Here is a 14578-nt window from a genome sequence, read left to right as displayed (position 1 = left end):
TACCGTGCGGGTATGACCACGGGGAGAGTTCAGGTCGAAAACGGCGAATTGGCGTACGAGGCCCGGGGCGATGGCGATCCGGTGATCCTGCTGCACGGCGGGATCCTCGGCTCCCGGATGTGGGACGCGGAGATGACGGTGCTCGAACGCCACCACACCGCCATCCGGTACGACGCGCGCGGGCACGGCGAGTCGTCCACGCCGACGGAGCGATTCAGCCACTACGAGGATCTCCGCGAGCTGATGGCCACGCTGGGACTCCCCCGCGCGTCGCTGGTCGGACTCTCCGGTGGTGGCCGGATCGCGGTCGACTTCGCGCTGACCTACCCGGATCTGGTCGAGAACCTCGTGCTCGTCGCCACCGGCCTCAGCGCGATGGTGACGAAGGATCCTTTCGTCTTGGAACAGACCAAGAAGCTCGAAGAGGCGGGCGCTCGGGGCGATCTTTCCGGCGCCATCGAGTGCATCCTGCGCATGTGGGTGGACGGGCCGCGGCGCGCACCCGCGGACGTCGATCAGCGAGTCCGGCGGCTGTGCCAGGAGATGTACACGCAGACGATAGTCCGGCACGGGCTCTCGGGCTTCACGCTGATGGACGAGCTCCGGGCCATCGAGCGCACCGGCGAGCTGACCCCACGCACCTTGACCTTGGTGGGAGATCTGGATTCCTCGGACATTCTCGCCATCGCCTGCCAGATCGAAAGCGAAGCACGCGACGCCCGGAAACTGGTCGTCCCCGGGGTCGCGCATATGATCAATCTGGAGAAGCCCGCCGAGTTTTCCCGGATGGTGCTGGATTTCCTGGCCTGCTCGTGAGTGGTGAGCTTGATCCTCAAGCAGGGTAAGGCAAACGTGGCGTGCCGGAGTTGGCGGCAGGAGCGGGACTCGCCGAAGAGACACCTTCCCGACTGTCCATAAGGGACAGTTTCTGCGGCGTCAGTGTCCGAGTCGAGCGATTTGTGCGGTTTGACGAGGGGTCCGGTCAGCCCAGTCGAGACGAGGTTTCGGTTTGCCTCTGCGCAGCACGGTGACCTCATGGCGCAGGACCAGCACCTCGACGTTCTCGGGCGCCGACGGGCGGCGAGCAACACCACCAGGCCCACCAGCCGAAAGAAGGTCGGATAGAGCAGACGCAACGACATGGCCGGCGATCATGCCTTACCCGTCGAACGTGCCTGTCACGGCAGGTCGGATGCATGAACCGCGAGAATCCGGCGGGACTACTTCGCTCGGCGGGTCGTCTGAAGGGTGGCGATCGGGCGTTTGTCGGCGGCTTTGAGCGCGGCCTGTGTGCGTTGGTAGAGGGGAAGTTCGCAGGTGGGGATGGGGCTGTTGATCTCCCTGCGCAAGGTTCCGGCCTCGTCCAGCAAGCCGGCCGTCTCTTCCCAGCGGTGCTGTTCACAAGCGATCGCGGCCATCGCCTCGAGCACGCTGGCCATCCGCCACCGGTCGCCTAGTTTGCGGTGCAGGGTAAGGCTTCGTTCAAGGAGCGTGCGGGCTTCCGCCGAGCCGGTCGCGTGGTGTACCAGGCCGAGCAGGTTCAGCGTCCAGGCGATTCCTTCCAGGAATCCGTTGTGCTCGGAAACCGTGTGCGCCTTGGCGAGCAGCTGGAGCGCCTGCGTGTTGTCGCCTCGGTAATGCGCTACCGCGCCGAGATGGATGACCGCGCTGGCGGTCGACTCCGCGTCGCCCAGTTCCTCCGAACGGCGCAGACTTTCCTGCGCCCACGCGACGGCTGAGTCGAAGTCGCCGCGCAGCCATGCGGTGAAGGCGCACAGCTGCAGGGCTCGCGCGATCCCTGGAGCGTCGTCGATGGCTTGGAAGGTCTCCAGAGCGGACCGGTGGTACTCCAGGGCCTGCTGGTAGCTGGCATGTTCCCGGCAGATCGAGCCGAGTAGCAGACGAGTGCTGGCAACGCCGTGCACGTCACCGAGCGACTGGTACAAGTCCAGGTTCTGCTCGGCCAGCTGTGCGGCAGCGTCGTAGTCGCACTGAAGGAAGGTGAGGGTGACCGCCCCGGCGATTGCCTTCGCCCGCAGCGCGGAGGGGGCCTGCCCAGCATGATCCAGAGCGCCCGCCAGCCACTTCCGGCCATCCCCGTAGTGTCCGCGCAGCCGGCAGTACCGCGACAGTGAGCCGGCCAGTCGCAAGACCGGTGCGGGATCGGGATGCGCCATTGTCCAAGTGATGGCAGCTCGAAAGTTCTCGTGCTCGGCGGTCAGCCGGTCCAGCCACTCCACGGCACTCACACCGTCGAGGTGTTCTTCCGCCCGTTCGGCCAGTGCCAGGTGGAATTCGGCGTGTCGTCGCCGCGCGCCGGCCAGTTCGTTCCCCACCAGCTGGACGGCGGCGAACTGGTGGATGGTGTCCAGCAGGTGGTAACGCGCGGCGCCGACTTCCTTGGCCACCAATGACTTCTCTACCAATCGGCCAAGCAGGGCGGCAGCATCGTCGCCGTGCGGCCATAGTGCCGTGACGGCGGATAGCCCGAAACTCCCGGCGAACACGGCAAGCCGCCGGAACAGTGCGCGTTCGTCGGGATTGAGCAGGTCGTAGCTCCACTTGATGGTCCTGTGCAGTGCCCGATGCTGGGGACGTGCGACCTGGCTGCCGGACAAGAGCGTGTGAAAGCGGTCGTCCAGGTGTTCGGCGATCTGCCGGATCGGCAGCGCCGCCGCGCGGGCCGCCGCCAGCTCGAGAGCGAGTGGCAGCCCGTCCAAGCGTGCACAGATCAAGGCCATCTCGTGTGCGGTAGCCCCGTCCGTGCCGATCTGGGCTCCGGCGTCCTGTGCCCGATCGAGGAACAGCCGGACCGCGTCGTAGCGGAGAAGATCTCGGTGGGAATGCGGGGCGCCGGGGTCCGGGGTTGCCAGGGGCCGCAGAGCGTGGATCGTTTCACCCGGCACATGCAGCGGCTCTCGGCTCGTTGCCAAGACCCGTAACTCAGGACAGCTGGGGAGCACCGCACAGGCTAGCTGCGCGCAGGCGTCGACGAGATGCTCGCAGTTGTCGAGTACCAGAAGGAGCGCTTGATCTGCCAGGTGGTCGACCAGGCTGTCGATGATACTGCGACCGCCCTGCTCACTCAGGCTGAGAGCGTCGGCGATCGCCTGCGGTACGAGGTCGGATTCGGCCAGTGGGGCTAGATCTACGAAGCAGACAGGTTGGGCGTGCTGCGCCGCTATGGCCACGGCCAGCCGCGTCTTTCCACAGCCTCCGGGGCCGGTGACGGTGACCAGACGCCGCCGGGCGAGAGACCGCCGCAGCGTCGACATGTCTGCCTCCCGGCCGACAAGGCGAGTGAGCGGCACTGGCAAGCGCCCTCTGAAGCGGTGGCCGGTCACGGTCACTTCCGGAGCAACCGGCTGATCGAGCGAGGGGTCGGCGGTGAGTATGGCTGTTTCGAGCCGGCGTAGCTTCGGGCCTGGTTCGATTCCCAGTTCGTCGATCAATGTGGCGCGGGCGCGTTGGTAGGCGGACAAGGCATCGGCTTGACGGCCCGAGCGGTACAGGGCAAGGATCAGCTGTTCCCACAACTGTTCCCGGAACGGGTGCTGGATGACGAGGAATTCCAGTTCGCCGACTGCGGTGATGTGTTCGCCGAGGGCGAGGCGGGCACTGATCAGGTCCTCTGTGGCGGCAAGTCTGGCCTCGTTGAGCCGGGTTGTCTCGGCACGCCGCCATTCGCCGGGACGGCAGTCGGTCAATGCCTCGCCACGCCACATCTTCAACGCGGCCTGCAGCGACTCGGTTGCCGCTTTGAGGTCTCCTGCGGCCAACGCGTTTCGCCCTTGCGCAGAGAGAGTTTCGAAGCGGATGGCGTCCACCGCGTCCGCGGGTGCGCGCAGTACGTAGCCGGAATCCCGGGTGGCGATCAGATCCGGGAGACCGGCCTCACGAAGCCACCGGCGCAGGTGAGCCAGGTGGCTGTGCAGGGTTTTCGGGGCGGCTGGTGGTCCCGCGTCAGCCCACAACGCGTCGATGAGCGCCCCACGGGTCACCGTCTTGTCCGGCGGCGATGCCAGACGGGCGATCAAGGTGCGTTGTCCCCCACCGTGCAACTCCACCACGCCGCCGGGCCCGAGTACCTCCACCGGCCCCAACAGATGGATCTTCACATTTTCCGGCATTCCCACCCCCACCTGCATCCCCCATCCGCAGGTCAGACACGGATCCGAGAATCATCGATGCTATCCGCTCCGCCGGGAAAGCAAGGGTTTGAACAAGGCCAAAAGCGTCATTTTCGCAAATCGGACAATCGGCTGTCATCGCCCAATGCCTGGATCATCGAAACCCGCCGAGCGAGACCTGGCGGTTTCACTGGACCTCCCCGACGTGACAATGCGGAGCTGAGCGTCCAGGTCGATGCGTGCGAGCTGGAGCCAGGCAAGACGACGTTTCGTGGGGCAGGCCATCACCAACACCGGCACCGGGCGTCACCTCTCCGAGTACGGCCGGGAAACGCGGTCGTGCAATCCACTGGATGACCTGGTCCTTACCGAGGGCACATCTTCATGGGGCAGGAATCGGGTCCGCCAGAGCCCGCTCGACCTCGTCGAGTCTTTCGACGACCGCCACCCGGCCCGGGTAGGCCGTCGCCCCACCCGCTTTCACCTCCCGGCCGGTGACCAGCAGAACCACGGTTTCCAACGGGTCCACCAGACCGCGTTCGACGGCACTTTCCAGCCCGGCCAGGGCCGCGGCCCCGGCTGGTTCGGCACCCACGCCTGCCCGGCCGGCCAAGGTCGCGACCGCGTTCAGCAGGGCGTCATCGGTGACCGCCACCATTTCTCCGCCGCCTCGGCTTACCGCGTCCAGCACGGCATCACCGATGGCCGGGTGTACCACCGCGATGCCGTCGGCGACCGTGGCTGCGGGCTCCAGCTCCGTCTGCCCGGCGGGCGTGCCGAACCAGGCTCGCACCAACGGCTGACAGCGCTCGGCCTGTACCCCGATCAGACGTGGTTGGCGCGCTGCGAGGCCGCAGCTGACGAGTTCGGCGAAGCCCTTGTCGAGCGCCACCAACGTGGGGCCGTCGCCGACCGGGACGATCATCACGTCCGGAACCCGGCGTTCGAGTTGTTCCCACACCTCGAACGCCACCGTCTTCTTCGCCTCGATGGTGAACGGGTTGGCGCCGGTGTTGCGGTCGAGCCAGCCGAACGTGCGGGCGGCGGCCCGGGAGAGCTCGACAGCGGCCGCATAACCTTCGCGCACCTGAAAGACCTGTGCACCGGCCTGCGTCATGAGCGCGAGCTTCCCCGGACGGCAGTCGGTGGACACGAAGATGACTGCCCGCATTCCGGCTGCCGCGGCACCGAAGGCGGTGGCCACAGCCGCGTTGCCGGTGGAGGCTGTCGTGATCGTATCCACTCCGCGCCGCAGCCCGTCTTCGATCACGAGCGCGGTGGCACGGTCCTTGTTGGACGCGCTCGGATTACGCGTCTCATCCTTGATCCATAGCTGCGGCGTGCCCAGCTCCCGTCTCAGAGCCGGTGCGGGCAAGAGCGGGGTGCCGCCGACCGGCAGCGGGTACCGCACCGGATCATCGGGAACCGGCAGCAGCTTCCGGTATCGCCACATGGTGAACGAACCCGGCCGCCCCCGCGACATCAGCGCGGGGCTATAGTCGTATTGCAGCCATTCACATCCCGCCAGGTCGGCCGACCCGGTCACGCTGCCCACGTCGTAACCACCCCTCTGTGTGTCAGACTGCCCGGGAACCGGCGGGCAGCTCGTCGGCGCCGAGCACATCCTCGCCGTAAAGATCCCGCAGCCAGTTGGTCTGGTAGACGGTGTCGAGGTAGCGCTCGCCGAGGTCCGGGGCGATGGCCACAGCGGTGAGTTCACGCGCGTCGCGCCGGGCCAGCCAGTCCATCGCGCCGCTGACCACTGTGCCGGTGGAGCCGCCGAACAGGAATCCGCTTCCGGCCAACCGATGGCAGGCACGGACGGTGTCCGCCTCCTCGACACGTACCACATCGTCCACATAGGACTCGTCGAGTAGCGGTGGACGGACGCTTGTGCCCAGGCCGGGAATCATCCTGCGGCCCGGCGGACCGCCGAAGGTCACCGAGCCGGCGCTGTCCACCGCGACGACCCGCACCGGCCGGTGCCACTCGCAGAAGTAGCGTGCGCAGCCCATCAGGGTCCCCGTGGTCCCGGCCCCGACGAACAGCACGTCCAGCTGCGGGAACGCGGCCGCGATCGCCGGGGCGGTCCTGCGGTAGTGCGCCTCCCAGTTGCCCGGATTGGCGTACTGGTTGAGCCATACGTACCGGTCGTCGGAGGCGCACAGCGCACGGACGTGGTCGATCCGTGCACCGAGAAAGCCGCCGACGGTGTCCGGTTCGGTGATGACGTGCACCTGGCTGCCCAACGCCTCCATCAGCCGCCTGGTCGACAGGTTGCAGCGGGAGTCGGTCACGCACAGGAACCGGTAGCCCTTGCTCGCCGCGATCATGCTCAGCGCCACGCCCAGGTTCCCGGACGAAGACTCGACCAGGATCGACCCCGGCATCAGGACTCCGTCCCGCTCGGCGGCCGCCACCATCTCGGTGGCGGCCTTCAGCTTGATCGAGCCGGCGAAGTTGAACCCTTCACACTTCAGGAAGAGCGAGTGCCCGAAGATCGACCGAAGATCGACGTAGAGCTCGTCTTCGTTGAAGTCCTGGGGAACGGATATGACCGGCACCTTTGCCCCCTTCATTTGTGTGGCAGCTACTCGGCCGCTCATCCGTACCGGCGCAGCTCGTAAAAGAAGTCGTCGACGACCCGCAACTCGCGGGAGCGGACCACTTCCTCGTAGACGTACTTGCCCACCGCGAGATCGAGCACTCCGAGGCCGAAGGGCGAGAACACCACCGGCCGGTCGGCCGGTACCGTCACCCGCCCGGAGATCACGTCGTCCAACGTGCCGTGCAGGAAGTCCCGGTCGCCCGTGAGCTGTTCGGCCAGATGTGGCGAGGTATCGGCTTTCAGGCAGTGCTCGATGTCGTCGACGATGTTGGTCGAGGCGAGCACGATCTCCGGCGCGAGGTCGCGTAGCGACACGTGCAGCACCAACGGATTGTGTTCGAACCACGCCGGTTCGCTGACATGCGGCTGACCGGCGACGGTGGCGAAGACCACCAGGTCGGCCGACCGGATCAACCGCTCGGCGTCCTCGTGCACGGTGATCCGGCCGCCGGTGCCCGACCGCTCCAGGTAACCACGGAAGCCTGCCGCGCTGTCGGCGGACAGGTCGTGCACGCCGATCTCGGCGAAGGACCAGCCCGTGCCGGCCAGGAAGGTGTGGATGTAACGGGCGATCAGGCCCGCCCCGAAGAACCCGACGCGCATCGGGCGTCGCCGGCCGCGGGACAGCCAGTCGGCCGCCGACGCCGCCAGCGCGGCCGTCCTGGTGGCGCTGATGATCGAGCTTTCCAGGCAGGCGAACGGGTAGCCGGTGTCGTGGTCGTTGAGGATCAGCACGGCCGAGGCCCTCGGGATGCCGGTCCCCACGTTCTCCGGGAAGCTGGAGATCCACTTCAGGCCGGCCACCCGCACCTGCCCGCCGATCGCGGCGGGCAGCGCGATGATCCTGGAGGACGGACGGTCAGGGAAACGCAGGAAGTAGGACGGCGGGTTCACCGAATCACCGGCGCTGTGCAGCCGATAGGCGGCCTCGACCAACTCCACGATCAGGTTTTCACGCCCCCGCAGCGTATGCTGGACCTGGGCGCCGGAGATCACCGCGAACGATGGCACGGTGATCGGTTCGGTGGCGATCGGTTCGGACATTGCGGGCTCCGTTGCGGTGGAACGGATTGTGGTCATCTTGTGGTCACCTCCACGGTTGGCGAGCAGTCGGCCAGGCGCACCGGGTCGGCCATCGCGACAAGCACTTCGCGCGGTCCCTCGTAGGGGTCTCTGCTGTGCGCGGTACGGATGTTGTCGACGAGCATCAGGTCGCCGGCCTGCCACGGCTCGCGTGCGGTGGTGGCCTCGTAGACCTTGTTGATCAGTCGGATGACGTCCTCGCCGATCGCGTCACCGTTGCCGAAGCGGGTGTTGAACGGCAGGGCGTCGGCGCCATGAACGTCCACCAGGTACTCGCGCACCTCCGGGTCCAGGGTCCACTCGTTGAGGAACGCGATCTGGTTGAACCAGCAGCGTCGGCCGGTGACCGGATGACGCACCACGGCGCTGCGGCGCTGCCTGGTGCGCAGTCCACCACCGGGTTGCCACTCGAAGTCGATCGCGTTGGCACGGCAGTAGCTCTCGACGGCGCCACGGTCCTCGGTGCCGAAGGCTGCGGCGATCGACGCCCCCATCTCGTCGTTGTAGGTGCGGGTGAGCAGCCAGCCCTCCCGCTCGAACCGCTCGACCACCTCGCCGGGCAGCGCCTCGAGCACACTCGGCGAGTCGGCCACCCCAGTGGCTCCGCCGACGGTGGGCGCGCGAAGACAGGCGAACAGCATCAGGCCGGGGAACTCAAGCGTGTAACTCAGTTCGTGGTGCATGCACATCGGCTGGTTCGCAGGCCACGTCGATGACGAGTACACGCCGCCGAAGTAGGTCTTCCGGGATGCGAAGGCCTCCCTCTCGGTCATCAGACCGGTGGGCACCATGACTCGGAAGACGGCACCGATCTCGGCCGCGTCGCACAGCCCGAGACCGCGGAGGAGGACCGAACCGTGCTCGGCGACGACGGCTCGCAGCGCGTCCGAGTGCTCGGCCGCCCAGCTCAGTGCGTCGCCGTTGGCATCGATCCGCAGTATCGGAGGTGTGCCGGGCCGCAAGTCCACGGCGAGCTGTGACGCCCGGGATGAGGACGACATCTCGGTTTCCTTTCAGTTGCCACTCGGGGAAGAAGTCAGCAATTCGACGGCGCTCCGTTCGGACCTGTCGTCGAGGATCGCGGCCATATCGGTGAGGATCGGATGCCGGGTGACGTCGGTGAGGGACACCGCACGGTCCAGGGCGATCACCAGCCGCACTGCCGACAGCGACGTGCCACCCCGGTCGAAGAAGTGGTCCCGCCGGCCGATCTGGCCGGCCGGGATCCCGAGCACCGTCGCCCACGCGGCCGCCAGCCGAACTTCGGCCGGTGTACCCGGCGCCTGGAAGTCTTTCTTCGTGACGTCGTGGGCGTCGAGTTCTGCGGCGAGCGCCGTCAGCGTTCTCCTGTCGATCTTGCCGTTGGCGGTCAGCGGCAGACCTTCCCTCCAATGGAAGGCCGACGGGACCATGTACTCGGGCAGCGACTCACCCAGCCGGTCCCGTATGACACCGGCCTCGAGTGGCCGCCGACCGGAGTAGAAGGCCACCAGACGCTTGCTCTGGTCGGGCCCCTCGGCGACCACTACGGCACTGTCACGGACTTCGGCCACCCGCGACAAGGCGTTCTCGATCTCGCCGATCTCGATCCGGAAGCCACGGATCTTGACCTGGTTGTCCCGGCGGCCGAGGAACTCGAGCTTGCCCTCCGGCTGCCAGCGGCCGTAGTCGCCGCTCCGGCAGATCCGCTGACCCTCGCGGTGCGGATCGACCGTGAAGACCAGTCGGGTGCGCTCGGGGTCGTTGATGTACCCGCGGCCGACGCAGACCCCGGAGAAGACGATCACGCCGGGGGCGCCCAGCGGCACCGGTGACAGGTTCTCGTCGACGACGTAGACGTGCACGTTGTCGATGGGGCGGCCGAGCGGGACCCGTTCGCCGGCCGGTACCCGGTCCATGACCTCGTGGACGGCGTCGTCCGAGGTCTCCGTCAGCCCGTACGTGTTGACCAGCTTGATCTTGGGCTGGGCCGCGAACCAGCGCTCTACGAGCTCCTTCTTCACGAAGTCGCCGGTGGGCGACACCGTATGCAGGTCCGGCAGTTCGCGGGGGTGCTGCTCCAGATAGGACAGGACGACGTCGAGATATGACGGCACGACCTGGAGCACGGCAGCCCGGCCGTCGGCGATCGTGTCGACGAACCGCTCGATGTCCAGGATCACCTCCTGCTCGACCAGCAGGGTCCGCCCACCGACCAGCAGCGCGGCGACCAGCTGCCACACCGAGATGTCGAAGCACTGCGGTCCGGTCTGGGGGATCACCTCGCCCTCGCGGATCTCCAGGTCGGCGATCTTGGCGTAGATGTGGTTGAGCATGCCCACGTGCTCACACATCGCGCCCTTGGGTTCTCCGGTGGAGCCCGAGGTGAACAGGATGTAGGCGAGCTGGTCCGGCGCGACGTCGATGCCGAGATTCCCGTCGGCATGGTCCTCCTGGTAGGCCGCGTCGACGCTGAGGATCCCGATTCCGGGCAGGGTGTCGAGGGCCGCGTCGAGCGTGGTGGTGCTGCCGCGTTCGGTCAGCACGAGCCCGCACTCGGCGCGGGCGAGCGCGGTCGCGATGCGATCGGCCGGGAAATGCGGCTCCAGGGGCAAGTACACGCCACCGGCCTTGAATATCGCGAGGACGGCGGCCATCCAGTCCAGGTTGCGTTCCATCACCACCGCGACGACGCCTTCGCGGCGCAGGCCCCGCGCCATCAGGGTTCGTCCCAGCCGGTTGGCGCGGGCGTTGAGCTCCCGGTAGGTCCACTGCCGGCCGCCGTGCACGGCCGCGACGGCATCCGGGTGTGCCTCCACTCGCTGCTCGAACAGCTCGTGTACCCGCCTGTCCGGCAGCTCCCGGCGAAGTCCGGCGAGTCCGTTGAGCTGGAAGTGGAGTTCCTCGGCGGACAGCAGGCTCTGCCGTTCGTGCTCGGCCTCCGGATCGGCGGCGATCAGCGCGAGCGCGGTGCGGTGATAGCCGGCGATCCTGGCGGCACAGCCGGCGTCGATGACGTCGGTCCGGTACCGCAACACAAGCTGGCCGCTGTGCCGCGAGATCCCCAACCACAGCACGGTGTTCTCGGCCAGGTCTTGATCGTCACCGGCCGGATCGAGCACGGTCGAGAACGGCGGTTCGGTCAGGCCCAGCTCGCGCCCGAGATCATCGACCGGGAAATCCTTGTGCGACAGAAGTTCCGACTCGGCTCGATAAGTGCCCAGGAGCAACGCCCGCCACGAGCTCGGTTCGGTCGTCAGCCGGCAGGGCAACGGCCGGCCGCCCGCCACGGCGACGTAGCCGGTCGTGACCTCTCGCTCGCCGGACAGCGCGGCGAGCACCTTGGCGTGCGCGGCCAGCAGCACCGAACTGAGCGACACCGCCAGCTCGTCCGCGAGCCGCCACAACGTCGCCATCTCCTCGCCGGGGAGCGGCACCTCGCGCTCGGCGACGCCCGGCACCGGATCGGTGGTCCACCGTGGGATCGCGGTGAACCCGCCCGTGACGAGCACACTCCGCCAGAATTCCCGGCCTGCTTCCGCTGGCGTTTCCATCAGACCTTTCACCTCCGCTCGACGTCGACGTTCCGGCGAACCAGCGGGTCGGCCGAGTTGTCCGGCATCTCCCGGGCCGGGTTTCCGCCCCACCGTGCGCGCTGTGGCATTTCCTCGCCCTTCATGAGGAAGGAGTCGGGGGCCAGCACCGCGCCGTCGCCCATCGTCACGCCGTAGTGGACGAGTGCGCCGGTCCCGATGGTGCAGCCGGAACCGATCGTGGTGCGGTCGGACTTGAGGGCGAAGTCCTCCAGTGAGTGGCACTGGATCGAACTTCCCGCGTTGAGCGTGCAGTCGTCGCCGATCGTCACCAGGTCCTTTTCCGCCATGGTGCAGCCGTCGTCGAAGAGCCTCTTGCCGAGCCGGACACCCAGCAGCCGCCAGGCCACGTTCTTGAGCGGGGTGCCGTTGAGCGCCAAGTGCATGTGCCCGGTCATCTTCAGAAAACGTTCCCGCCGCCAGCAATCAACCTGGTAGATCGAGCAGGATGTCGGCCGCGTGCCCCGGAATCCCGTAGCGGCACGTTCGACCAGCGTGAAGTAGAGCACGCCGAACAGCAGGGAAAAGATGAGGGACAACGCGATCGCCGGCGCTCCCCACGAGCCGTAGAGGTCCGTGGCCCAGAAACCGATCAGGGCGAGCACGAAGGCGTAGAACCACCGCGACAGCAGGAGCCAGCCAATGGTGCGGGCGTTGTGCTTGTTCTTGGCCGCGAGACGGCGTGGCAGCTCGGGTCCGGTGGCCAGATGGTGGAACCTGCTGTCCCGCTCGACCGTACGCGGGATCTCGAAGCTGGGCGAGCCCAGCAGACCGACACCTTCCCGGACCTCTCCGTCGATCGGGACCATGACCTTCGTCGCGAGCAGGCAGTTGTCACCGGTCCTGCCCTGCGAGGGATAGACGATTTCGTTGCCCAGGAAGTTGCGTGGCCCGATCGAGGTTCGCGACACCTGGAAGGACGAGCCGGAGAAGTCGGCATTGACGATCGACAGTCCGTCGGCGATCACCGTGCCGCTGCCGACGGAGACCAGATAGGGGGTCTCATGCTTCACTTTCTTGCCGAAGTTCGCCCCGGTCTGCACGACCGGAGTGAGGCGATACCCGAGCCGGCGCAGATAGCCGACGATGTAGGAACTGTCCCCGAGCAACTTGATGAAGAACGTCCAGTTGGTCAGGCGCGCGATCGTCCGATGGACGGCGTAGTGGAATCCGTACAGGCGGTAGACCTTGTCCGGTTCGATGGCGAGGTTGAGCATGCGCGGGACGGTCACGACGACGAGGAGGCCGACGAGCGCGGAGCCGAAGAACAGCACGAAGGAGGTCACCAGCGCTGCGCCGTAGAACCTCCAGTTCGTGAAGGCCGACGGCCCTGGCTCGAGCAGCATGGCGAGCACCGGGGACTTGGCGAACAGGAGATCCACGCCGCCGAACGCCAGCGGAGCGTAGAAGAACAGCACGCTCACCAGTTGCAGGACGGTGTAGGCGGCCCTTCTCCCGGTGCCGCAGCCGGCCGGTTCGACCCCCAGGTAATACGCTCCGGTCGGCTGCGCCGGGGACCCGTGCCAGCGCTCGCCGCCGGGCACGGCCTGCCCGGCGTGCAGCGAGGAGGTATGGCCGAGCTGGGCCCCATCGCCGAGCGAGGTCTCGATGTCGAGCACCGCCTTCTCGCCGACGAAAACGTCCTTCCCGAGGGTGACCGCGCCCGTCTGGATCTCGCCGGCGCAGGCCCGGTAGCAGGTAAGGTACGTGTCCTTGCGGATGACCGTGCCGTCGCCGATGGTGAGCAGGTCGGTGCACACCGGCGCATGCCGGGAGAAGATCACGGCACCGCGCCCGACTCTCGCACCCAGCGCCCTCAGATAGAGCACGTAGAGCGGCGAACCGGCGAACAGGACCAGCGGGTTCAGCGTGACCAACGTCTTGACCACCCAGAAGCGGACGTAGGCCAGGCTCCAGATGCGGATCCGCTGGTGCCGCCACCGGCCGATGAGCACCCATTTCGCCAAGATCGGGAGAGCGCACACGCCAACGAAACCCGCGACGCCGGCCAGCGCCATCCGCAGGTAGTCATCGAGCAGGCTGCCATCCCCAGCGGAAATCCAGTCGACGCCTTGCTCGACGGCGAGCGCGGCAAGGTAGGCGTACCCGAGCAGGATCAGAAACTGCAGCGTTCCGCAGAGGACGTACTGCCGTGCGCTGACCGGCGTCGCCACCTCGATGGCCGCCTGGGCCGGCTCGACCGGGGTATCGCTCGATGGCGCGAGCGCCGTCGCCAGGCTTCTGATCGTGGGATGCTGGTAGATGTCCTTTATGGACACTGATGGCAGGTCCCCGTGCTTCCTGACCCGGGCACAGAACCGGGCCATCACCATCGAGTCGGCGCCGAGGTCGTCGAAGAAGTGGCTGTCGACCGACACCCGTTCGACGCGCACGACACCGGCCAGCACCTCGGCGAGAATCCCTTCGGTGCCGGTCGTCGCGTCGGCGCGATCGACGGCCCGATGATCCACTGGCATGTCGTCTCCTTTGAGCAGTACATCGAGAGATGACCGTGCGGGGTTATGACGGACACGCCGGGATCCCGCGCGGGGTGGCTTCCGCGGGCGGGCCGCGCCTCACATTACAAGCGTTAGCGCGCCAAGGGAGGAGCCATTGGAAGCCTTGTCGTCGTACAGAACTTTTTGGTTCGTTCTGGTGACCACTAGAGCGCCTGGCGATTGCGGCGCGCTTGCGGCTGCCGCAGCCGTAGCGCAACCCTGCCTCAACTCGATACCGGGTAAATGGCCCTACGGATCGCGCACGCCTCGTTCGCCAAGGCCCTCACCGCGCCGTGGTGGCCGGCTCTGGCAGAAGCGGCGCGACGATCGGGCTATTGAGGGGTAAGCCAAATGTGCCAGGTCCGTGAAGGCCTCCTTTCCTACCCTCAAGGTAGGAAAGGAGGCCTTCACGGACCTACCGGCTTGAGGCTTCCGGTGAGTGGTCGGTCCAGGTGGTCGTGAGTGGCGATTTGGGCTCTAAAACTGCAACGGCAGTTCGGTGAGTGGGTAGCCGCGTCGTTTGTAGTGGCTGAGGCGGGCTTGGTGTTGTCGTCGGCGGCGGAATCGTGACCAGTGCCAGATGTGTTCGGCGGTGTCGGAGACACGCAGGATGAGTTTGGTGAGCAGGCGTCGGATCTCCGGTAGCGTGAACGCGATCATGCCTGGTTCGTCGACACCGATTCCCCT

General features: G+C 67.0%; 9 protein-coding genes. 1 reads left to right on the top strand and 8 read right to left on the bottom strand.

Annotated features, from left to right (window positions below; all coding sequences use genetic code 11):
- Nucleotides 1-12 precede the first annotated feature (12 nt).
- Nucleotides 13-816, top strand: a complete 804-nt coding sequence (locus AC069H_RS14810; protein WP_478232629.1) for an alpha/beta fold hydrolase — start codon at nucleotides 13-15, stop codon at nucleotides 814-816.
- A 404-nt stretch (nucleotides 817-1220) separates the two neighbouring features.
- On the opposite strand, the gene AC069H_RS14805 is transcribed toward AC069H_RS14810, so the two are convergent.
- The 8 genes from AC069H_RS14805 to AC069H_RS14770 form a co-directional block, all read right to left on the bottom strand.
- Complete coding sequence (locus AC069H_RS14805; protein ID WP_478232628.1) at nucleotides 1221-4130, bottom strand: AfsR/SARP family transcriptional regulator; 2910 nt, start codon at nucleotides 4128-4130, stop codon at nucleotides 1221-1223.
- Between the two features lie 382 nt (nucleotides 4131-4512).
- Nucleotides 4513-5685 carry a pyridoxal-phosphate dependent enzyme gene (locus AC069H_RS14800; RefSeq protein WP_478232627.1) on the bottom strand — a complete coding sequence of 391 codons (1173 nt, stop codon included), beginning with the start codon at nucleotides 5683-5685 and terminating at the stop codon, nucleotides 4513-4515.
- A gap of 22 nt (nucleotides 5686-5707) precedes the next feature.
- Nucleotides 5708-6694: a 2,3-diaminopropionate biosynthesis protein SbnA gene (sbnA, locus tag AC069H_RS14795; RefSeq protein WP_478232626.1), complete on the bottom strand. Its 987-nt coding sequence runs from the start codon at nucleotides 6692-6694 to the stop codon at nucleotides 5708-5710.
- A 38-nt stretch (nucleotides 6695-6732) separates the two neighbouring features.
- Nucleotides 6733-7782 (bottom strand): 2,3-diaminopropionate biosynthesis protein SbnB, encoded by a 1050-nt coding sequence (gene sbnB, locus AC069H_RS14790; RefSeq protein ID WP_478232625.1) that lies wholly within the window; start codon nucleotides 7780-7782, stop codon nucleotides 6733-6735.
- Between the two features lie 32 nt (nucleotides 7783-7814).
- Nucleotides 7815-8822, bottom strand: coding sequence for a TauD/TfdA family dioxygenase (locus AC069H_RS14785; protein WP_478232624.1), 1008 nt, complete (start codon nucleotides 8820-8822; stop codon nucleotides 7815-7817).
- Between the two features lie 12 nt (nucleotides 8823-8834).
- Nucleotides 8835-11354 carry a non-ribosomal peptide synthetase gene (locus tag AC069H_RS14780; protein ID WP_478232623.1) on the bottom strand — a complete coding sequence of 840 codons (2520 nt, stop codon included), beginning with the start codon at nucleotides 11352-11354 and terminating at the stop codon, nucleotides 8835-8837.
- Nucleotides 11355-11362: 8 nt separating this feature from the next.
- Nucleotides 11363-13870, bottom strand: a complete 2508-nt coding sequence (locus AC069H_RS14775) for a Pls/PosA family non-ribosomal peptide synthetase (protein ID WP_478232622.1) — start codon at nucleotides 13868-13870, stop codon at nucleotides 11363-11365.
- Between the two features lie 498 nt (nucleotides 13871-14368).
- Entirely contained in the window at nucleotides 14369-14551 is a 183-nt protein-coding gene (locus AC069H_RS14770; protein ID WP_478232621.1) for a hypothetical protein, read from the bottom strand.
- Between the last annotated feature and the right edge of the window lie 27 nt (nucleotides 14552-14578).

Source organism: Amycolatopsis sp. NPDC043887 (assembly GCF_056435665.1).
The sequence above is the reverse complement of the archived record's forward strand: the minus strand, read 5'-3'. Positions and strand labels throughout refer to the sequence as shown.

Coding starts and splice junctions, on each gene's coding strand:
- AC069H_RS14810 (WP_478232629.1), top strand. CDS start 13: ATGACCACGGGGAGAGTTCAGGTCGAAAACGGCGAATTGGCGTACGAG.
- AC069H_RS14805 (WP_478232628.1), bottom strand. CDS start 4,130: ATGCCGGAAAATGTGAAGATCCATCTGTTGGGGCCGGTGGAGGTACTC.
- AC069H_RS14785 (WP_478232624.1), bottom strand. CDS start 8,822: ATGTCGTCCTCATCCCGGGCGTCACAGCTCGCCGTGGACTTGCGGCCC.
- AC069H_RS14780 (WP_478232623.1), bottom strand. CDS start 11,354: ATGGAAACGCCAGCGGAAGCAGGCCGGGAATTCTGGCGGAGTGTGCTC.
- sbnB (WP_478232625.1), bottom strand. CDS start 7,782: ATGTCCGAACCGATCGCCACCGAACCGATCACCGTGCCATCGTTCGCG.
- AC069H_RS14775 (WP_478232622.1), bottom strand. CDS start 13,870: ATGCCAGTGGATCATCGGGCCGTCGATCGCGCCGACGCGACGACCGGC.
- AC069H_RS14770 (WP_478232621.1), bottom strand. CDS start 14,551: ATGATCGCGTTCACGCTACCGGAGATCCGACGCCTGCTCACCAAACTC.